The sequence below is a fragment of the Acinetobacter sp. RF15B genome, from assembly GCF_007558235.1.
In the GTDB taxonomy this organism is placed as follows: domain Bacteria; phylum Pseudomonadota; class Gammaproteobacteria; order Pseudomonadales; family Moraxellaceae; genus Acinetobacter; species Acinetobacter lwoffii_C.
This window is the reverse complement of sequence record NZ_VLSR01000001.1, coordinates 196,977-216,872: the sequence shown is the minus strand read 5'-3', so window position 1 is coordinate 216,872 and position 19,896 is coordinate 196,977. Positions and strand designations below refer to the sequence as shown.

Annotated in this window: 18 protein-coding genes; 7 read left to right on the top strand and 11 right to left on the bottom strand. The window is 43.4% G+C overall.

What is annotated here, in order from left to right:
- Nucleotides 1-7 precede the first annotated feature (7 nt).
- The 3 genes from rbtA to cxpE form a co-directional block, all read right to left on the bottom strand.
- Nucleotides 8-1,807, bottom strand: a complete 1,800-nt coding sequence (rbtA, locus tag E2K74_RS01010) for a rhombotarget A (protein WP_151205902.1) — start codon at nucleotides 1,805-1,807, stop codon at nucleotides 8-10.
- Nucleotides 1,808-1,928: 121 nt separating this feature from the next.
- Entirely contained in the window at nucleotides 1,929-2,633 is a 705-nt protein-coding gene (gene hda / locus E2K74_RS01005) for a DnaA regulatory inactivator Hda (protein WP_151205901.1), read from the bottom strand.
- A 15-nt stretch (nucleotides 2,634-2,648) separates the two neighbouring features.
- Nucleotides 2,649-3,869: a chloramphenicol efflux transporter CxpE gene (cxpE, locus tag E2K74_RS01000; RefSeq protein ID WP_151205900.1), complete on the bottom strand. Its 1,221-nt coding sequence runs from the start codon at nucleotides 3,867-3,869 to the stop codon at nucleotides 2,649-2,651.
- A 135-nt stretch (nucleotides 3,870-4,004) separates the two neighbouring features.
- Here cxpE and purM point away from each other — a divergent pair, with 135 nt between their 5' ends.
- On the top strand, nucleotides 4,005-5,075 hold the full coding sequence (gene purM, locus E2K74_RS00995) for a phosphoribosylformylglycinamidine cyclo-ligase (RefSeq protein ID WP_151205899.1): 1,071 nt from the start codon (nucleotides 4,005-4,007) through the stop codon (nucleotides 5,073-5,075).
- A 7-nt stretch (nucleotides 5,076-5,082) separates the two neighbouring features.
- The gene (gene purN / locus E2K74_RS00990; RefSeq protein WP_151205898.1) at nucleotides 5,083-5,712 is read left to right on the top strand and encodes a phosphoribosylglycinamide formyltransferase; all 630 of its coding nucleotides are present in this window, start codon (nucleotides 5,083-5,085) and stop codon (nucleotides 5,710-5,712) included.
- 83 nt (nucleotides 5,713-5,795) lie between these two features.
- Here purN and E2K74_RS00985 read toward each other — a convergent pair whose 3' ends face one another.
- Together E2K74_RS00985 and sppA are read right to left on the bottom strand one after the other, a co-directional pair.
- Nucleotides 5,796-6,590 (bottom strand): alpha/beta fold hydrolase, encoded by a 795-nt coding sequence (locus E2K74_RS00985; protein ID WP_151205897.1) that lies wholly within the window; start codon nucleotides 6,588-6,590, stop codon nucleotides 5,796-5,798.
- On the bottom strand, nucleotides 6,587-7,609 hold the full coding sequence (gene sppA / locus E2K74_RS00980; protein WP_151203517.1) for a signal peptide peptidase SppA: 1,023 nt from the start codon (nucleotides 7,607-7,609) through the stop codon (nucleotides 6,587-6,589). Before sppA ends, E2K74_RS00985 begins: the two co-directional genes overlap by 4 nt.
- 125 nt (nucleotides 7,610-7,734) lie before the next feature.
- Between sppA and E2K74_RS00975 the strand changes: the two genes are divergently transcribed.
- Nucleotides 7,735-8,703: a lysophospholipid acyltransferase family protein gene (locus E2K74_RS00975; RefSeq protein WP_151205896.1), complete on the top strand. Its 969-nt coding sequence runs from the start codon at nucleotides 7,735-7,737 to the stop codon at nucleotides 8,701-8,703.
- Nucleotides 8,704-8,711: 8 nt separating this feature from the next.
- Here E2K74_RS00975 and E2K74_RS00970 read toward each other — a convergent pair whose 3' ends face one another.
- The 3 genes from E2K74_RS00970 to E2K74_RS00960 all read right to left on the bottom strand — a co-directional run bounded on the left by E2K74_RS00970 (nucleotide 8,712) and on the right by E2K74_RS00960 (nucleotide 13,155).
- On the bottom strand, nucleotides 8,712-11,159 hold the full coding sequence (locus E2K74_RS00970; RefSeq protein ID WP_151205895.1) for a DNA internalization-related competence protein ComEC/Rec2: 2,448 nt from the start codon (nucleotides 11,157-11,159) through the stop codon (nucleotides 8,712-8,714).
- A gap of 84 nt (nucleotides 11,160-11,243) precedes the next feature.
- Nucleotides 11,244-11,927, bottom strand: coding sequence for a lipoprotein-releasing ABC transporter ATP-binding protein LolD (gene lolD / locus E2K74_RS00965; RefSeq protein WP_151205894.1), 684 nt, complete (start codon nucleotides 11,925-11,927; stop codon nucleotides 11,244-11,246).
- Nucleotides 11,920-13,155, bottom strand: coding sequence for a lipoprotein-releasing ABC transporter permease subunit (locus E2K74_RS00960; protein WP_151205893.1), 1,236 nt, complete (start codon nucleotides 13,153-13,155; stop codon nucleotides 11,920-11,922). Before E2K74_RS00960 ends, lolD begins: the two co-directional genes overlap by 8 nt.
- A gap of 25 nt (nucleotides 13,156-13,180) precedes the next feature.
- On the opposite strand from E2K74_RS00960, the gene E2K74_RS00955 reads away from it, so the two are divergent.
- Nucleotides 13,181-13,747 (top strand): PilZ domain-containing protein, encoded by a 567-nt coding sequence (locus E2K74_RS00955; protein ID WP_151205892.1) that lies wholly within the window; start codon nucleotides 13,181-13,183, stop codon nucleotides 13,745-13,747.
- Nucleotides 13,748-13,757: 10 nt separating this feature from the next.
- On the opposite strand, the gene E2K74_RS00950 is transcribed toward E2K74_RS00955, so the two are convergent.
- Together E2K74_RS00950 and E2K74_RS00945 are read right to left on the bottom strand one after the other, a co-directional pair.
- A complete protein-coding gene (locus E2K74_RS00950) occupies nucleotides 13,758-14,663 on the bottom strand; it encodes a DMT family transporter (RefSeq protein ID WP_151205891.1) in 906 nt (301 codons plus the stop codon).
- A 12-nt stretch (nucleotides 14,664-14,675) separates the two neighbouring features.
- Nucleotides 14,676-15,161, bottom strand: coding sequence for a YaiI/YqxD family protein (locus E2K74_RS00945; protein ID WP_161982755.1), 486 nt, complete (start codon nucleotides 15,159-15,161; stop codon nucleotides 14,676-14,678).
- 236 nt (nucleotides 15,162-15,397) lie between these two features.
- On the opposite strand from E2K74_RS00945, the gene E2K74_RS00940 reads away from it, so the two are divergent.
- Together E2K74_RS00940 and E2K74_RS14655 are read left to right on the top strand one after the other, a co-directional pair.
- Nucleotides 15,398-16,330 (top strand): hypothetical protein, encoded by a 933-nt coding sequence (locus E2K74_RS00940; protein WP_151203501.1) that lies wholly within the window; start codon nucleotides 15,398-15,400, stop codon nucleotides 16,328-16,330.
- A gap of 381 nt (nucleotides 16,331-16,711) precedes the next feature.
- A complete protein-coding gene (locus E2K74_RS14655) occupies nucleotides 16,712-16,852 on the top strand; it encodes a hypothetical protein (RefSeq protein ID WP_162850556.1) in 141 nt (46 codons plus the stop codon).
- A 54-nt stretch (nucleotides 16,853-16,906) separates the two neighbouring features.
- Here the strand turns inward: E2K74_RS14655 and serC are convergent, their stop codons facing one another.
- Nucleotides 16,907-17,986 carry a 3-phosphoserine/phosphohydroxythreonine transaminase gene (serC, locus tag E2K74_RS00935; protein ID WP_151205889.1) on the bottom strand — a complete coding sequence of 360 codons (1,080 nt, stop codon included), beginning with the start codon at nucleotides 17,984-17,986 and terminating at the stop codon, nucleotides 16,907-16,909.
- Between the two features lie 437 nt (nucleotides 17,987-18,423).
- Here serC and E2K74_RS00930 point away from each other — a divergent pair, with 437 nt between their 5' ends.
- Nucleotides 18,424-19,887, top strand: a complete 1,464-nt coding sequence (locus E2K74_RS00930) for a TolC family protein (protein WP_151205888.1) — start codon at nucleotides 18,424-18,426, stop codon at nucleotides 19,885-19,887.
- The last annotated feature ends 9 nt before the right edge of the window (nucleotides 19,888-19,896 follow it).

The following is a 19,896-nucleotide window of genomic DNA, read 5'->3' as shown; positions in this document are numbered from 1 at the left end:
TTGTTCCTTAATCTTTCAGAGAACGTTGTAATCCTATTAATCCCAACAAAGCAATTAGTCCACCAAAACCCCACGCGCCTCCAGAAGTTTTAACTGACTTGTCTTGTATTTCATTTTTAGGCTCTTGCACAATCTGTGTACTCAAAACCAGATAAGGCTTGGATTTATTAAAGCGTGTAGAAGACGTCACGACCTGAATTTCAAAAATATCTGCGCCATGCCAACCAGAGTCCGGGGTATAAGTCACATTCCCTTCAAGATCAATGGTGGTTTTACCTTTTGATTCTGTTTTGGTTTGTACAATTCTCAAACATCCATCTTGCCAGCTTTGTCCTGATGCAGGTGGGCCTACCAAAATGCTGCATTGTTCTTTAGGCAAGAGGTCACTATCGCCAAGATAGGGCTGTATTGAAAATTTGGCCACCTCACCTTTCAGCAAATCCTGGCCGACCAGACTCATAGAGGTTGGAACAATCACTTCAATGGCACCGCGGTCACAAAACTGGTTATCCATCAAACGGTTATTAGTCCGCTGGTCAGCTTCTGCACAGCCAATCACTTCACTATCTATCTTATTCGAAGGCAGGCCTTTATTTACGATAGGCGAGTCTTCTACCACCGCATGACTCAACAAAATACGCGGCCGTATATACCCTAAGAACTGGTCTTTTGGTATGCTATAAGGGCATAAAATTGCTGTTGTATTTTCTCTGAAATTTTGACAAACGCCTTCACTCTGATTCGTTTTTTCTGCAAATAGATGGGTTCCAGTCCAGATCTGGTTTGGATAACGGGCTTCTCCGGTTCCACAACTCCCTACTAGATTATTTTGAACAGTTGTTTTATCTGTAGCGGTAATCTGACAATCCTGTACACCATTTTTCAAGATAATACTATTGGCTACATAAGCTTTAGCATGCGGCGCTTCCAAACGTAAGGCTGTATCTGCATTATCGACAATGGTCAGGTTATTTAGTCCCATTCCATCCACTACATTAATGAGCACTCCGCTGTTTTTAAGTAGCGTACTGCTGCTCATTTCTGCATTTTTTCGTTCAATAGTTTCAAGATCAGCGACCTGACCAGCTGTATAAATATTGGCACTACTCAGATTTGAGGTTTGATTGTCTCTTAGTACACTTTGCGTGATAAAGAAAAATGGCAACTTTGTATAAAGAATGCCCCCTTGTTGTGCTTTGTTATTCTCAATCAGGCTATTTTTGATAATTACACTGCTCATCAGATTGTCACCAAACTGACCAGCACTATAAATTGCGCCTCCTTTTATAGCCGCGCCTTTAAACAAACGGCTGTGCTCCAGGCTTAATCTACCTTGGTTATAGATCAAGCCCCCTTCCTCAGCACAACTGGCCGCTCCACAGCCTTCTAGGTCTAGCTCTTTTAAAGTAGCAGTAATCCAATTTTCATTGTTAGCAATCCGGAACAGGTTATCTGTACCTTTCATCTGAATACGGGCATTTTCCCTGCCCCGCACCTGCTCGGTAGAGCTCCAGTTTCCATCATTTTCAGCAACAGATCGAATAGTCAGGGATTTTTTAACCGGAATGTGCTTATTCAGGACATAGGTGTTGTTTGCTTTTAATAAAATGGTGGTTGTAGAGTTCTCTCCCCCACATCCCAGGTAGCCTTCTTTGCCTGCCTCTCGGTTAATATATTCAATGGCTTCTCGAAGGGAACATTCCTTGTCGTCTTTTTCAATATCTTCTGTAGTGGTTACAACAATATCTGCACCATATGCCTGCCCTGCTATACATAGCAAAGCCACGCCTATGCCCCTCTTGAGCATAACCTTCTCCTTAGTTTTTTATTTATTTGTTTTTTTTCTAGAGTTGCATAATCCGTGCAACAGCGAATAATTTTGCCTTACTTTGGCATAGACTGAGTAATTACTCAAGATTTTTTATAACTTATCGATATTCGTCAATTAATGCATAAATCTGTCTTAAATTGGCATGACTTACCTTTAACTTTTCTCCTTTTAATAGCTGGATAATCTGCTCCAGGGTCTGCAATAATACCGAGGTTTGATGAGATCCGTAGTTAAGTAAATAATCAAAAATTTGTGGATCGAGATGTATCCCGCGACGATCCAGAACCGAAGAGACCAGTGCATAACGGTCAGCATACAGACTACCATTGGGTACTCGAACACTGACCGCCTGGGTCAGACGAGATTGCAGATCTGGTAGTTCCAGTTTTAATTCAATAGGCGCGAAACGCGATGAAAACACCAGCTGACCGCCCCCTTCATTATTATAATTAATCAAATGAAAAACGGCGCGTTGCCAATGCGGTACGCCACTGATGGCTTCAATATCATCCAGCGCAATCAGATCAAAACGGTCCAGAGAGGTAATGGCTTCAGTGGGTGCATCTAGCAGCTCTAATAAAGAGACTTGAATGGCCGACTTACCGATCTCCAGATAAGAGTCACAAATCGCAGACAGTAAATGGCTTTTACCTGTACCTGCCCCACCATATACATAAAAACGGTTAATTAATCCAGCATGTAACTGTCGAATGGCATCAATGACATGCCCCCAGCCCGGACCCGAAAAATCACTGATTCGGGCATCGAGTTGAGGTTCTATATCTAACTGCAATTGACGCATATAATATTAATGGCCTTATGAGTCTTTATTAAAAGAGGCATCCATCTTACTGGATTTTTCATCAGCCTGCAGTGATTTTGCTTCTGGCTTTTTCATTTCAATATCAACGTCTACGTCTGCAGTCTCAACACTGATCGACCCTGTCGAAGCATCTCTGATCACCCGGGTTTTATAACCATAAAAATCCGTATGCTCATAATACTCCCGTATATGTCGCAATAACACTACAATTACAGCAGCAACCGGCAAGGCGATCAGCATCCCCAGAAAGCCGGCCAGTTGCGCACCTGCCAATACCGCAAACACCACAGCAACTGGCGATAAACCAATTTTATCCCCGAGCAAGAAAGGTTGTAGCACATACCCCTCTACGGCTTGCCCCACCATAAACACCACACCGACCAAAACCAGCTGCCACCAGTCAATCCCAAACTGCAAGAAGGTCGCAACCACCGCTGCAATGATCCCGACAGCAAAACCCAGATAAGGAATAATACTGGCCAGACCTGCCACCATGCCAATAATCAGGCCCACTTCAAGTCCAATCAGTTGCAAGCCGACTGCATAAACAATTCCTAATAAAACCATGACCAGGAACTGTCCTTTGACAAAAGCCCCCAAAACATTATGGCACTCAGATACGATCTTCAAGGTACTTTTTTCATAAGGACGCGGGATCAAGCGGCGCAAGCTTTCCAGCATACGGTCCCAATCCAGCAGGAAATAGAAAGCAATAATAGGAATCAGAACAATCATCCCGCCAATCTGTAAAAAGTTAATCCCGGATTGGGCCAAACGCAGTACAAAGGCCTGGATACTATCTGCACTATAATGGGTCTGTACATAGTCCATGACCACAGTGGAAATCTGGTTCGTATCGACTTCCATTTCAACCATATTAAAGGTATTCGACAACCAGGGTAAAAAGCTTGAATTGATCCATCCAATTATCGCCGGGATGTTGTCACGTGCATACATCAGCTGCTGCCAGATTAATGGAATCAGATACCAAATGGCCAGGGTCACCAGGACACCAATTCCAATAAACACGATACTGATTGAAAGCCAGCGCGGTAGTCCGGCATCATGAAACTTATCGACCAACGGACTTAACAGATAAGCTATCAAAAATGCCGCAACAAATGGAATAACAACAGGTTTCAGTAAATACAACATCCACAGCAATAAAGCTATCGCAGCTAGGATAAACACGCGACGCAATGTGCGATCTATCATAAATTTTGACCTTTTCTCTATTAATCATTATAAAAAGTAAAATATTTCCACAAAGATAGCATTTTAAGCCACAAATACCATAAGAGTTTTGCATATTCGGGTTATAATCCCTGCCGCGAATGCGGAGACTTCATTATGAGCAACTCAACTTCTACCCCAAACACTGGTTTAAGCTACAAAGATGCAGGTGTCGATATTGAAGCGGGCGACGCGTTAGTCGACCGAATCAAAACTGTCGCAAAGCGTACTTCCCGTCCTGAAGTGATGGGCGGTCTAGGCGGCTTTGGTGCACTTTGTAAAATCCCTAAAGGTTATGAAGAACCTGTTCTCGTATCTGGCACAGATGGTGTTGGTACAAAATTACGTTTAGCCCTGAACTTGAACCGTCATGACACGATTGGTCAAGATCTGGTGGCCATGTGTGTAAACGATCTTCTGGTATGTGGCGCAGAGCCACTGTTTTTCCTCGATTATTATGCCACTGGCCAGTTGAATGTCGATGTTGCTGCCAATGTCGTCACTGGTATCGGTAAAGGCTGTGAACTTGCCGGCTGTGCATTGGTAGGCGGTGAAACTGCTGAAATGCCAGGCATGTATGAAGGTGAAGATTACGATCTTGCAGGTTTCTGTGTGGGTGTGGTTGAGCAAAGCAAAATTATTGATGGCTCAAAAGTAAAAGCGGGTGATGTATTGATTGGTGTGGCTTCTTCAGGCGCCCATTCAAATGGTTACTCTCTGCTTCGTAAAATTCTTGACGTAAAAAATATTGATCTGAATCAAATCGTAGATGGCCGTCCACTTGCCGATGTGGCAATGGAACCAACCCGTATCTATGTAAAATCTATTCTTGAACTGTTAAAACACGTTGATGTGCATGCAATGGCACACATTACCGGTGGTGGTTTACCAGGTAACCTGCCACGCGTATTGCCAAATGGTGCACAAGCGGTAGTGAATGAATCGTCATGGGAATGGCCAGAGCTGTTCAAACTGTTACAACGCGAAGGTGGTGTAGAACAGTTTGAAATGTACCGCACATTCAACTGTGGTGTTGGTATGGTACTGGTTGTTGATGCAGCTGCTGCAGATCAAACCATAGAGCTTCTAAATAGCTTCGGCGAAAAAGCATGGGCGATGGGTCATATTGTCGAAAATGCTGAGTCTGTTGCAGATGCTGACGAAAAAATTCGTGTAGTTTTCGCTTAAGCCCTAGATGATTAAAATCGCTGTTCTTGTTTCAGGAAATGGATCAAACCTGCAAGCCCTGATTGATGCAGATCTGTCAGGGGAAATTGTCGGGGTACTTTCCAACAAACCTGAAGCATATGCCTTAACGCGTGCACAACAAGCAGAAATTGCAACTGCGGTGATTGAACACCAGCAGTATCCAAGCCGTGAAGCATTTGATGATGTTATGCATCAGCAGCTTCTGGACTGGGATGCGGACCTGATCGTACTTGCAGGCTTTATGCGAATTTTAAGTAAAAAATTTGTAAAAGCCTGGGAAGGGAAAATGCTGAACATTCACCCTTCTCTCTTACCGTATTACAAAGGTATGCATACGCATCAACGTGTATTAAATACCGGAGACGTATTGCATGGCTGTACTGTGCATTATGTGACTGCCGAGCTAGATGCCGGTCAGGCACTGGCTCAAGGTGTACTTAAAGTCAGTCATCAGGACAATGCCACAACCCTGGCAGAGCGAGTTCATAAGCTGGAACATCTGATCTACCCACAAGTGGTGGAATGGATCTGTAGCGGAACCCTTCAGCCTGCTGATACTGGGCTCTATTACCAGGGTAAATTGATGCATGAACCGGTTCAATTCTGCAAGTTTTAAAATTTCAAATAAATAAAAAACGCCTTTTCGAAGGCGTTTTTTATTTATTCTGTTAGAAAAACCAGCTGATAAATTATTCCAGCTTATCCCTGGATGAGCTGTCTGACTTTCTCTGCTACTTTTAAAGGCTGCTCCAGAGGAAACATATGTCCGCCGGGGAATATCTCAAAGGGAATACCGAATTTTTTCTCAATCTGTTGAGGGAATCGACGCTCGAGAAAAGGGCCTTTTTCAGCCACCAGCACTTTCACCGGAACTTGAGGTTTAGACTGAGGCAGCCACCAAAGTGATGGATTGGTCCTGAAGATCTCGACTTCATCCATCTTCGGAATAGTCAGCTCTACACCGCCCCGCACTGGATCAGTGCTAAGACCATGATCAATATATGCCTGAAAACAGTCTGCATCAAAATCTCGATAAAAACCTTTGGGACGAAGTAGCTCAGCCGCCTGTTCACGCGAGTCCCAATGATCACGACGGCGTTTGGATAAACCAGCCGGTGACATTTGATCCAGCGCCTTTAAACGCAGTATTTTTGCAGCATGTAATGCCAATACTTCTTTTCCCATCATCAAGGGTGGATCCAGCATAATCACTTGAGAAAACAGTTCCGGACGTGTTAAGGCTGCCTGAAAACTCAATACTGCACCCAAAGAATGGCCTAAACCGATCACTGGCCTGCCATGTGCCTGACGTACAATACTATCAGTCACTTGCTGAGTCAGGCCCCGCCAGTGATTGTCTACCGGATAACGTTTATCTGGGCCTAGAGCCTGAACATAAATAATATCGAAGTCCGGTTGCAGTGCATCGAACAGCTTTTGATAGACTTTGGAGGGCACGCCATTGGCGTGCGCAAAATGGATTAAAGGCTTCATTGCAGCGATGTATGATTCTCTGACTGGAGTTTCTGGGCAACCGAAGTGGCAATTCCTTCACCGATTGATGATCCCATACGGCCAAGCACTGACTCAAATGGGCTATATTCGATGGTATAGTTCAAGGCTTTATCTGTTTTCAATTCACGTTTTAATGTGTTCAGACTACCAACACGATCTGCAATACCGAGTTTTACTGCCTGCTCACCTGTCCAGAATAAACCGGAGAATATGGCAGGATCAGTTGATTTCAGCTTGTCGCCCCGTCCCTGTTTTACCGCCTGAATAAAATGACCATGCACATTATCCAGCACACCCTGTACATGTGCTTTTTGTTCAGGATCTACCGGCTGAGTCATAGAGAGCAAGGCTTTGTTTTCACCAGAGGTCATGGTACGGTCTTCAACTCCCATTTTCTGTAACAGACCATTTAAGCCATAATTTGGCATAATCACCCCAATTGAACCCACCAGACTGGATGGATTCACAATGATTTCATCGGCTGCCGAAGCAATATAATACGCACCGGATGCACCGGTATCTCCAATCACTGCATACAGTTTTTTCTCCGGATGCTGCTTTTTCAGATACTGGATTTCCTGCCAGATTTCATCCGATTGCACCGGTGAACCGCCTGGCGAGTTAATATTCAGCACCACCGCCTTACTCTGTTTATTTTCATAGGCTTTTTTAAGTGATTTAATCGTATTGTTGCTATTTACACTCTGTTTGTCAGCAGCAATCGTACCCACAATGTCGACCACTGCAAGATGCACACCTGCGCCTGAGCCGGCCTCAGAAGAAGCTACACTACAACTTTTACCGAGTGCTAAAATAATAATCAGCAGATAAGCAAAAGTTAAAAATTTGAAAAAAATTCCCCAGCGACGGGCACGGCGCTGTTCTTCTACAGAAGCTAAAACTGCTTTCTCCAGCAGCTTCCATTCCGGACCAGTGGGTTGCACTGGCTGTGATGACTGTTGTATTTGGTTTTCAGGTTTTGGTGGCCAATCGGACATAAACAACCCAATAAATTGATTTATCTTGAACCCATTATATACACTGAATGAGGTAATTCTGTCTAAACAAAACGTTTTCGCCTATAATAAATTTTATTTTCTTTCATTTTACCTATTAACACTCAATGACTGAACGAAGCTCGCAGAATATTGCTTATAGTGTATTAAAGTTTGTTAGCCGTCAGCCGATTCAATTTTCACGTTGGATTGCGCAGGCTCTGGCTGGTTTGGTCAATATTTTAAAAATTTCAAAAACTTCCAATACTATTCGATTAAATCTGGAAGTTAGCTTGCCTGAGCTTTCCAAGGAGCAACGGGAACAAATTACCCGTGCAGCCATCCGTAATGAACTGATGTCTTATTTCGAGTTCTTTAGTATTTGGGGTTCCAGTAACGAAAAAAACCTGTCCCGCATCCATCAGGTTCATGGTCAAGACATCTTTCAGCAGGCTTTAGCTGAAAATAAGGGACTTGTGTTAATTGTGCCGCATTTTGGGACTTGGGAAATTATGAATGCCTATTTTGCCCAGTATACCCAAATGACCATCATGTATAAGCCAGTTAAAAATCCAGCTGTTGATCGTTTTGTACATCTGGCACGTAGCCGTGAAAAAGCCCATCTGGTTCCGACCAATGACTCGGGTGTCCGTCAAATCTTTAAGGCACTTAGACAAGGAGGGACGACTGTTATTCTGCCGGATCATACCCCAAGTATCGGGGGGGAATATCTGCCTTATTTTGGTATCCCGCTCGCTACCAGCAATTTAAGTGCCAAACTTATTCAAAAAACCAAAGCCGAAGCCTTGTTTTTATACGCTTTACGTAATGACAATGGCGGCTTCGATATGCATATCGAAGCGATGGACGAGCAGATCTATGAAAATGATGCAAATTATGGAACACAGGTCATTTTTAAGACTCTTGAAAACCTGATACGGCGCTATCCTGAGCATTATCACTGGAGTTATAAACGCTTCAAGGCCAATCCAGAATTACGCGGATTGTATACCATGGAGCATCAACAAGCCTTGGCCAAAGTCCAGCAGATCAGAACAGCAGCTCAACAACAAAATAAATTTATTGCACCTATTTAAATCTGGGTTTAATTCCGCTTAAGCCAGGAAAATTTGTCACGGTAGGTGTGTACTAACATATTCTGCCCCTGTTTTGAAAATTCAATTGTGCCTTTTTCAATAGTGGTAATCAGAGGAATCTCTAGGGCGTCCAATCGAGCTTGGGTCATACCACTGGGATGCCCATAACGATTAAAACGCCCCGCAGAAGCAATCGCAAGTTTAGGCTGGTAATGTTTCAGAAATTCATAGGCGGAACTATGCTTGCTGCCATGATGCCCCAACACAAGCACATCCACTTTGAGCGCCGGATAATGCTGCAGCAGATAGAATTCTGTTTGCCATCCCGCATCACCCATGAGCAAGAAATTCTGATACGGTGCCCCACCCTGTATTTCGATATGTAATACGCATGAATTTTCATTTTTATTTATAGCAGCTTGTGAAAGATGCTGAATTGGAGGAGATAGAACAGTGAACTTAACTTGCTGTCTCCATTGCCATTGCATACCTGCATGACAATACTGAAATGGGACAGACTGATCACCCTTAAGGGTCTCGTTGGCATAAATTTCTTTGACTTTAAGCTGATCTTTAATACTGTAATACGCTCCGCTATGATCCTGGTCCAGATGGGTCAATATCAGTTGATCAAGCTGAGCTACGCCTTGCACCGATAAAAAAGGCATAATAATTTGCCGACCCACACTAAATTTTTCTTCATCATAATATCCGCCCATATCCACCATCATGCTGTGCTGACCATTCCGGATGAAAATCGCCTGCCCTTGCCCCACATCAAGTATCGATAATTGAAAAGGTGCAGCATAAAACTGCGGAATGCAAAGCGGTACACAACTTAAGGCAGCCCAGGATTTGGGTAACACACCTCTTGGCATAAAGACAATCAGAAGGGCCAATATTATCAGGCCGATCATCCAGATATTCATGGCGAATGGAATGAGCTGCGGCTTGAACCAGTAATCCAGTACATTCAAAAAGGCCAGCAGTATTTGCAAGAGAAGATCATTCAGTTGAAATAGCACGCTTGAAAATGGCTCTGCAATAAAAAACACTACCGCAGCCAGAATATCCAGAGGAACAATCAACAGGCCAATCCACGGAATGGCGACGAGATTACTAAAGGGGGTAATCCAGGCAAGCTGCTTAAAGAACAGCATCATTAAAGGGAATAAGGCCAGAAAAATCTTCCATTGAGATTCCACCAGCACTTTGCCTGCCAGAGACAGGCGCTGCCAGGTACTGGGCTGGAGTTCACGCGGTTGTTGCTGAATCGTCTGGTAAATCCTGAGCAAGACAAAACAGGCGCCATAAGACAGCCAAAACGCAGCCGATAAAATACTGAAAGGGTCAAATAAAAGTAATAAGGCTGCACTTAAAATCAGCAGTTTTAAAGCTTGGACTTGCTGCCTCAAGATCATCGTGATGATTCCAAGCACACAGATCAGCATGGTTCGCATTGCGGGCACTTCAAAGCCCACAAAGGCACAATAAAGTAAAACACAGAGCAGGAAAGGCACACTTAAAAAATACTGACGCGGCCAACGCAAATAAAGCCGAGGTGAATATCTTGACACCATCCACTGCAAAGCTGAACAGCACATCAAGGCAAAAATCAGCACATGCGGGCCAGAGATAGCCAATAGGTGACTCATTCCAAAACGCCGGAACTGCTCTTGTGTGGCGGGTTCCAGTAAACTCTCATCGCCCGTTAGCAAGGCCAGTAACAGGCCTTTATTTTGCACAGGCTGTCTAAGGATAAATGCTCTTAATTGCAGTCGCTGCTTTTCCACCCAGAGTAAAAAGCGCGAATGGAATGTTTTTTGTTCCCGAAGATGCCTGCCATAGCCCAGTGCATACACAGCAGCAGGATCGAGTTGCTGAATATTCTGGATCCGAAAACCAGCCATCACATTCTGCTCTAAAGCCCATTTTTCTGCATCAAAAGCTCCCGGTGTTGCATAACTGTGGGTTGGTCGAACTTCTCCCTGTAACAAATAATAACGCCCCAACTCAAGCGTAGAGCCATGAGTGTTCTGAGTATCCACAGCTTTGTTTAGAGAAGATGGCGCTAAAAATCCCATCCATTTTATAACGTCGCCTTGCGTTATCAGTACTTCTAAAGGCTGCTGAATCGAGCTGCTTCCCAGCTTATTCAGGTTTTTGATATAGACCACAACTTCTTTCTGCTGAACTTTATGCTCAATATTCAGGAGGCGCTGACTAAGCTGCTGATTGGCATAGCCCTGCCCCAACATCATGCCGATGATACTCATCAGGCACACGATAACAAAGCGTCGTAGCGGTGTATTCAAAAGCGGGTTAAATATAGAGCAGCCCAGGTAGCAAAATGCCGCAATCAGCATAATGAGTGAAGTACTCAGCTGAATATTCAGAATATTTTTTCCCATAAAGGCCAGACCTGCAATCCAGCCCACACACAGCCACTGCAACATGAATTGTTCTATCTTGTTATTATTTTCAGGCCATCATAAAGCCCACCGGAGTGGGCTTCAATTAAAGAAGATTTTTCTTGTAATTTAGTTCTCCAGCCACAGACCATCCTGCATATGTAAAATTCGGTCTGCTGCATGTGCCAGCTGTTCATCATGGGTAACGATCAGCATCGCCATATTAAATTCACGACGCAGCTCTGTCAGCAGTTCAAATATTTTTTCCGCTGTTTTACGATCTAGGTTGCCAGTCGGTTCATCGGCCATCAACAGCTTGGGTTTAGTCACCACAGCCCGTGCCAATGCTACACGCTGGCGCTCCCCGCCTGACAGCTCACCAGGCTGATGCGTCAGGCGATGAGACAGTCCGACACGTTCCAGCAGATATTCAGCCTGCTGTTTGGCTTCCTTAAAAGTGGTTCCTTTGCGTAGCATCAAGGGCATGGCCACATTTTCCAATGCAGTAAACTCTGGAAGAAGATGATGAAACTGGTAAACAAAGCCCAGATGTTCATTTCGCATATAGCCGCGCTCTGCCTCGGACAGATTATCAAAGCGACGACCATTGACCATCACCTGCCCGGCAGTCGGGCGATCAAGCCCGCCCAGCACATGCAATAAGGTACTTTTACCAGAACCACTTGAGCCAACAATTGACACAAATTCACCAGCTTGAACCTGCAATGAAATTCCCTTAATTACTTCAACAGTCGATTTTCCATCTGTAAAAGACTTCTGAATACTCTGGGCATCTAAAATCAGATTACTCATAGCGCAATGCCTCTGCCGGTTGAATTTTCGCTGCTCGCAAAGCCGGATAAATGGTAGCAACAAAGCTTAGCGCCAGTGACAGACCCACAATTACAACCACATCTTGCCAGCGCAGATAAGAAGGTAAATAGTTAATAAAGTAAGCATCAAACATATTTAAACCAAATGCAGTATTTAACCAGCCAATAAAACTGCTGATACTGGTCGCACTAATAATACCCAGAATTGCCCCAGCACACGTACCAATGACTCCAATCACGCTACCTTGCACCATAAAGATTTTGGTAATTGTGGCAGGTGAAGCACCTAAGGTCCGCAAAATCGCAATGTCTGATTTCTTGTCAGTCACCACCATGACCAGCGATGACACAATATTAAAAGCTGCCACCAGAACGATCAGAAAGAGAAGCAAACTGACCATGGCTTTTTCCATCTGGATCGCGCTGAATAGATTGCCGTGGGTATAGGTCCAGTCAGAGGCATAGAAATTAGCTGGCAAATCACGTGTAATTTCCTGCGATACTTGCGGAGCAACGAAAATATCATCCAGCTTCATGCGTATCCCCTGTGCGCCATCAGGCAAACGCAGTAAGGTCGAGGCATCATTCAGGGCGATATAGCCCATCATCGAGTCTACTTCGGCACCAATACTAAAAAGGCCGACCACCTTAAAACGTTTAAAGCGTGGCACCACTCCTGCCGGTGAAGGTGTGGCTTCAGGTAAAACCAGGGTAATGTTGTCATTCAGGCCAACCCCCATGGCATCGGCCATCTGCTTACCTAAAACAATCCCGAATTCACCCTTTTTCAGCTGATCAATACTGCCCTCAACCATATGGTTTTGAATGATCGAAACCTTCTTTTCATATTCTGGTTCAATCCCGGTCACCATAATTCCGGCAACCTGTCCCTGAGCGGTCAGCATCCCTTGTAACTGGGTAAATGGTGCTACCCCCTGGACATGCTCATGCTGTTCAATTTTGTTTGCAAGTTCAGGCCAATTTGTTAAGATTTGTGTTGAAGAAACAGTTGCTTGAGGTATCATTCCCAAGACACGGTTTTTTAGCTCGCGATCAAAACCATTCATCACAGATAACACTGTAATGAGGACGGCTACACCGAGTGTGAGACCGATCATTGAGACCAGTGCAATAAAAGAAATAAAGTGGTTACTACGCCGTGCGCGAGTATATTTCAACCCTATATACAGCGAGATTGGTTTGAACATACCATCTAGTCCGAGGTAATAAATTATGGAAAATCTCCAGCATCCAAGCGGATTCGCGGAAAGACGCGTCATGTCTCGAATCGATGCTGCCTTACGAATCAATTATCAGATTATTTCCGATGATGTTGCCTTAAATGACCCTTATGACTCTAATTTTGTCTTGCCTCGCTATTTTCTACTACTTGCCGAGTTAGATCAATTTGATCATGCTGTTAACTACGAATTAGAACAATTGTCTGAAAAAGATCAACAAATTTCTCGAATCTTATCCTTATTTAATCAAAAATTAAACCTTATTACTGGCTCTTTATACGATGCCATTGTACAAAGCCTGTTGCCTATACCGGAACAGGTCAACTTTTCGGAGACCGGTTTTAGCTTCTTTAGCAACCATTTGATCAATGAAGGCACTTATTTACATGTGACCTTAAGCCATCCTGAGAACTTCTTCCATATCGCGGCAACCGCACAGGTGGCCTATAGCCGTGAAGAAGAAAATGGCAAATACCGGACGGGAGCTTATTTTATTACCTTACATCCGCAGGATCGCGTCAAGCTGGGTGAGTCGGTCAAAAGCAATTTCAGCCAGTAAAATGTAAATCTCAAAAGTCTTCCGGAAGGCGAGCAGAATAACTTGCCTTAATCGCTTTAGAAAAATAAACCAGTAAACCTAACAGTAAAATAACCACGCCTACCAGCGCCATAAACGACAATTTTTCATCATTCAATATCACCCCGACAAACAGGGCAAACATCGGGGTGACCACTGTCGTTAAAGAGAGTGTGGTTGCCTTAATTTTTTGTACCAGTTTAAAGTAGCAGAACATAGCGACCAGTGAGGCCATAATCACCGTATAACTGAGCCCGATAAGGGATTTGGCCTGGGGGATTTCAGTTGGTGCAAATTGCCAGATAAAAGGCAACATAGCACCAGCCAGTAGTGCCGAAACTGCAATTGAACCGGCCGCCTGCGTCATTGGCTCAAGTGGTGCATTGATCTGCTTTACCCAGAACATGGAAGCACAATAAATAACCACACTGAGCAACATCAGCCCAATACCCACAGGCTGAATATGCTGGTCTTTACCGCCAATACAAATAATACCAAGTCCCAACAGGGCAATCGCCATACCTAACCACTGTGAAGGATAAAGCTTGAGCTGAAACACAAAACGACCAATCAGGCCGGCAATAATCGGAGACAGCCCGAACATCAGCGCGATAATCCCAGAGCTTAAATAGCCCGTCGCCAGATAGGTAAAAATCTGTGAGCCAATAAAGCTGCATGCCCCGGCCAGATAACTATGCAGGGAAATCCGGTCTAGAGAAAATCGGCTTTTAAATATCCACAGCAGTACAAAAGCAAATGGTAAGGCCAAGAAAAAGCGCAAGGCCAACGCCCAAAGTGGATGCAGGTCTGTGACACTCCAGACAATTGCCAGCGGTGTTGTTGCCCAGATAAAAACCAATAAGGCATAGGTCACAATCATATTGGTTTGTATAGGCATGGAATAAAGCTCTTAGAGAACGGAAGTTTTACGTTTCTGCTTTTGAATGGTTTGGTCTAATGAACTGGAAAATTCACGCTTATCCCGTTCAGAAATGGGGGGTGGGCCACCCGTCTGCACCCCTGCGCCACGCAAGGTATCCATAAAATCACGTAAATGCAGACGTGCCTTCACATTGGCTTCAGTATAGATTTCCCCGCGTGGATGAATGGCAATTCCGCCCTTCTCTATCACCTCTGCAGCCAAAGGAATATCTTGGGTAACTACAATATCATGCGCTTTCATACGATCCACAATTTCCTGATCCGCCGCATCTGCTCCGCTCATGGCCTGAATCGAGTTAATCCGTACTGAAGGCGTAATTCCTATAGGCTGATTGGCTACAAAAGTCACTTCCAGCTGGTAGCGATCTGAAGCGCGGATAATCACATCTTTCAGGATACGAGGCAATGCATCGGCATCGACCCAAAGTTTAAATGGCAACACAAAGCTTTCCATAAAGGGAGAAATCCCGATTAGTGTAGCAAATCATCCGCTCAAGGTTGAAGATTAAAAGTATGGTTCTGGCTTTTTCTATGCAGAAAACCAAGGCTGGAATCCTTGTACAGCTGGCCTTCAAGAAAAAATAGATTTCATCCGATTTACATTTTAATTTTAAAATTCATTCAATTGACTTGAAAAATCGTAATAACCCTCGATTAACATAAATAAGTCATCCAAGATCAATTGTGTATATGAAAAAACAGAATAGCCCAGAGATCATTACCATTGATGATCAGAATTTCGGTAGTCATGTCGAGCATTGGACCTTGCTGACCGAAAATCCAGGCACAGATGTTCCCCAATGGTTAGGCCAAGCTCTTGACGCGCCTGTTATGCCCATGGGCCTGTGTACGCAAGAAGGTGAAATGGATGAAACGACCTGGCTGATTCAGGGACCTAGCAAAGCTGCGGTGCAGTTGAGTCAGGTGATTGCGGTAGAAAACAACAAGCCTCAGGCTGTAAAAACCGCATTTCCATGTTTTGAAAGCCCGTATCAGATCAAAGCCAGTATTGACCGGATTATTTCCTGCAAATCCAATACCCAAGCTGTGCTTTGCCTGAATCTTGGTGCCAACAGTATTATTTATGCTTTCGACAACCTGTATAGCGTTAATCGACAGCATTATGAAAAAGACCAGTCTTATATCGTCAACCTGAATGCCTGGGCTTATGAGCTTGAAGCCGTCGGTGATCATGAACATCTGGTGGTGGATGATCCGGCATCCATTAAACATCACCGTGCCCTAAATGATATTCTGGCGGCCAATAACGGTGTGGCTCCTGAGAATTTGCAGGAACAGATTGATGCATGGGAACCCAAAACCGAAGAAGATAAAGAACCCGTCACTGTCGATTTTTCCAAAATGGTGGCTTATCTCTACGGCGAAACCTTGGGGCAGGAAGATGAAGCCTGGTTCCAGGGCAATATTGTCGGCAAAACCACCATGCAATTTATGGCTCAGAACTATACTTTATACGATGTCACCCTGCTTCATGATGAAGGCCAGCCCGCCACCCTCATCCGGATTGCTACTCGCAATACCGAATATAAGGATTTTGAAATCGGACAGTATATTCGAGGCAATCTCTGGATTCAGGCCAGTATCTATAAAAAATCAGCATAACTTGCAAAGAGAGGAGATATTCACTTATAGCCGAATATCTCCTGGTTATTTTTAACTTAATTTTTTCTATTTTCCGATTATTTTTGAAGGGGTGATTGAAGCGAAAATAATGAATTTCGGCTTTATTTTACTTCGTTTTATAAAAGCTTTTAAACCCAATGAAGCGTTCTTGTGAATTTGTTTTTAATTGAGCTTTTGAGATTAAAAAAATTATGAAATTAAAAACTTAGAATAAATCTTTAGATATTAAACTCGGTTATTTAAATAATACGAACTTTAACAAGTTTAGCTCGGAATGTTCTTTATTTAATCAATTTTTTATGATAAAAATACGGTCAACAAATAATGATTTACGATAAATAGATCGGACTATAAATATCTATGAAAATCGTGCAAGAAGAAAATTTACAGCAAGTCGAACATCGACTTGGTTCCCGCTATGATCTCGATATGATGTCATGTGTATTTTTTGCACTGGGCATGCTGATCTGTGGTTTTATCCTTCATACTTTTATTTTTTAAACTATAGCTGCACAAAAAAAACCCGGCCATTACCGGGTTTCTGCTTTTCAGGCATTAAGCATTGCGTTGAGCGAAGTCATCCATAAAATTCACCAATGCCTGCACCCCTTCCAGAGGAACAGCATTGTAAATGCTGGCGCGCATACCGCCAACTGAACGGTGGCCGGCAAGATTCAACAAATGATTGGCTTCAGCTTCTTTCAGGAACTGTTTTTCAAGTTCTGGATGAGCCAAGGTAAATGGCACATTCATGATTGAACGGTTTGCCTTAGCAATCGGATTCGCATAAAAATCGCTGGCATCAATATAGCCATAAAGCAAGTTTGCTTTTTCCATATTCACTTTATGTATAGCCTCTACACCGCCATTTTCTAGCAGCCACTCAAATACCAGACCTGACAGGTACCACGCATAGGTCGATGGAGTATTGACCATAGAGCCATTTTTAGCCTGATCCGCATATCTCAGGATGCTTGGAATCTCAGGTTTTGCCTGATCCAGCAAGTCTTCACGGATAATCACCAACGTTAAACCGGCAGGACCAATATTCTTTTGCGCACCGGCATAAATCAGACCAAATTTAGACACATCCAGTGGCGCAGACAGAATACTTGAAGAGAAGTCACATACCAGTGGCTTATCTGTTTCTGGAATATCCGCAAATTGCAGACCGCCAATGGTTTCATTGTCGGCATAATGCACATAAGCTGCGTCATCAGACAATGTCCATTCGCTTTGTGCGCTAATGGCATATTTACCTTCAATCTGGGTGCCAGCTTCAACGACATTAATATCACCATAGCGCTTTGCTTCTTTCAGGGCTTTTTCAGACCAGATCCCCGTGTGAATATAGTCAGCTTTGTTGTTTTTACCCAGCAAATTCAAAGGGATCGCCGAGAATTGTAAGGATGCTCCACCCTGCAAAAATAATACTTTATAATTTTCAGGAATATTCATGAGCTTACGTAAATCAGCTTCTGCTTTTTCAGCCACCGCAACATAGTCGGCACTACGGTGACTCATTTCCATGATCGAAAGCCCCTTACCATGCCAGTCCAGCATTTCAGCTTGAGCTTTTTCAAGAACGGCAGTAGGTAATGCAGCAGGACCAGCACAGAAGTTGTACGCGCGCATGATTTTTCCTTTCAGAGTGAAACACAATAAAATGATGGCATTTAACCATATATCAGCCTTCCTTGCACAAAATTATTTCAATCCAGGAAGTGAAATACAGTCAAAAAATCAATCTAGATTCAAAGGATAATTTGAATTTTTTCTATTTTTAGTTTTTAAATTCATGATTTCACTGCATAGAAGTTATATGGATAAAATATGGCCGCACTCAACTCTGAAGGTATTTTAGGAGCGGGGGAAGTTTGGGAATAAAAATAGTATAATTTTTCAATTTGTGCTTGTTTAGACGCGATCAGGATAACAATCAAAGTAGATCATTTAAACGGGATGGATTTCAATTACAACAATACTACAACTTTACTGTCGCCTGTCTTGCAAATACTTGATTTATAATTCAGCCTAGACTGATTTAATGTGACTTTTACATCACTAACTTGATGAACATGAAGAAAAATAAACCATATGTCTGCTGGGGTTTTAGTGTGCTTGCATTCATGATGTATGGCAGTTTTAGCTATGCACAAAACATCAGCTTTCAGGATGCAGAACGACAATTGCTACAGCGCTCTTATTCGGGTCAGGCTTTTCAAAGCCTTGAGCAGGCTTCTAAACTGGAAGCCGAAGCGATTAAAGGAATTGGATTACCACATATCGACCTCAATGTCCGGGCCTATGCCTTTCGCAATGAATTAGACATTCCTTTAGGGGCGGTTAAAAATAATCTTGAGCAGTCTCTGAACAGTGGTTTAAATAATAAGATTGATGAGTTTAATTTAGACCAGAGTATCGCTGACCCGCTTAAAGAAAGCCTGAAACAACCTATTCGGGATGGCGTGGGTTTACTTCCAGATTCAACCAATGTAGTGCTTGAAGACCAAGTGGTCCGCCCTAGTGTTTCAGTTATGATGCCACTTTATACCGGTGGACTGACCCGCAGTGCCAAAGAGGTTGCCACGATTCAGGCTGGACGCAGTGAACTGAGCAATCAGCAACAGCAAGATACACAGCGTTTTGAACTGATTCAGGCCTATTTTAGTGTACAACTGCAAAAGCAGTTATTAGAGGCAGCGCGTTTTAATTCAAATGCCATGCAACAACATTATCGCAATGCCCTGAAAATGGAACAGCAGGGATTTATTAGCAGAGGGCAGCGTATGCAGTTTGAAGTGGCGCGTAATAATGCTGATCGAACCCAGCAAAATACTCAGGCCAATCTGAATGCTGCACTGTTCCAGTTGAACAACTTATTGCGGGACAATACCATTACCGAGTTGAGCACACCTTTATTTGTCAATCGGGCTGAACCACAAAATGTAAATATCCTGCTCAGCAGTTTTAGCCAGAATTCACCTTTAATTAAAAAAATGAAACTGGATACCGAACTGGCTAAAACCAATGTCAAAGCCCAGCAGGCAGCTCAAAAGCCAAATGTCTTTGCCTTTGGCGAATACAGTCTGGACGCACAGCAAAACTGGATTGTTGGGGTTGCAGCACGTTATAACTTGTTTTCCGGCATTGATAAAAACAAGAATATTCAGGCTGCCGAACTGAAACGTTATGCTGCCGAACTGATGACAGCACGTACCCAGCAGGAAGTTGAAAACCTGATTTATAAATCGTTTAGTGAAGCAGTCAGTGCCCAGCAAAGCGATGTTTTATTACAACAAAATATGAAAGTAGCTCTGGAAAACTTGCGTATTCAAGAATTGTCTTTTAAGGAAGATGTCGGCACTGCAACTCAGGTAATTGATGCACAAAATATGCTGAGCAGCTTAAAGGCAGAGACAGCATTAAATGCTTATAAGTATGTTATCTCCCTCGCCACATTATTACAAAGTCATGGCTCTATTGCTGAGTTTCCAGACTATATGCAGCATGCCAATACTCACTATATTCGTTGATGGAGCCAA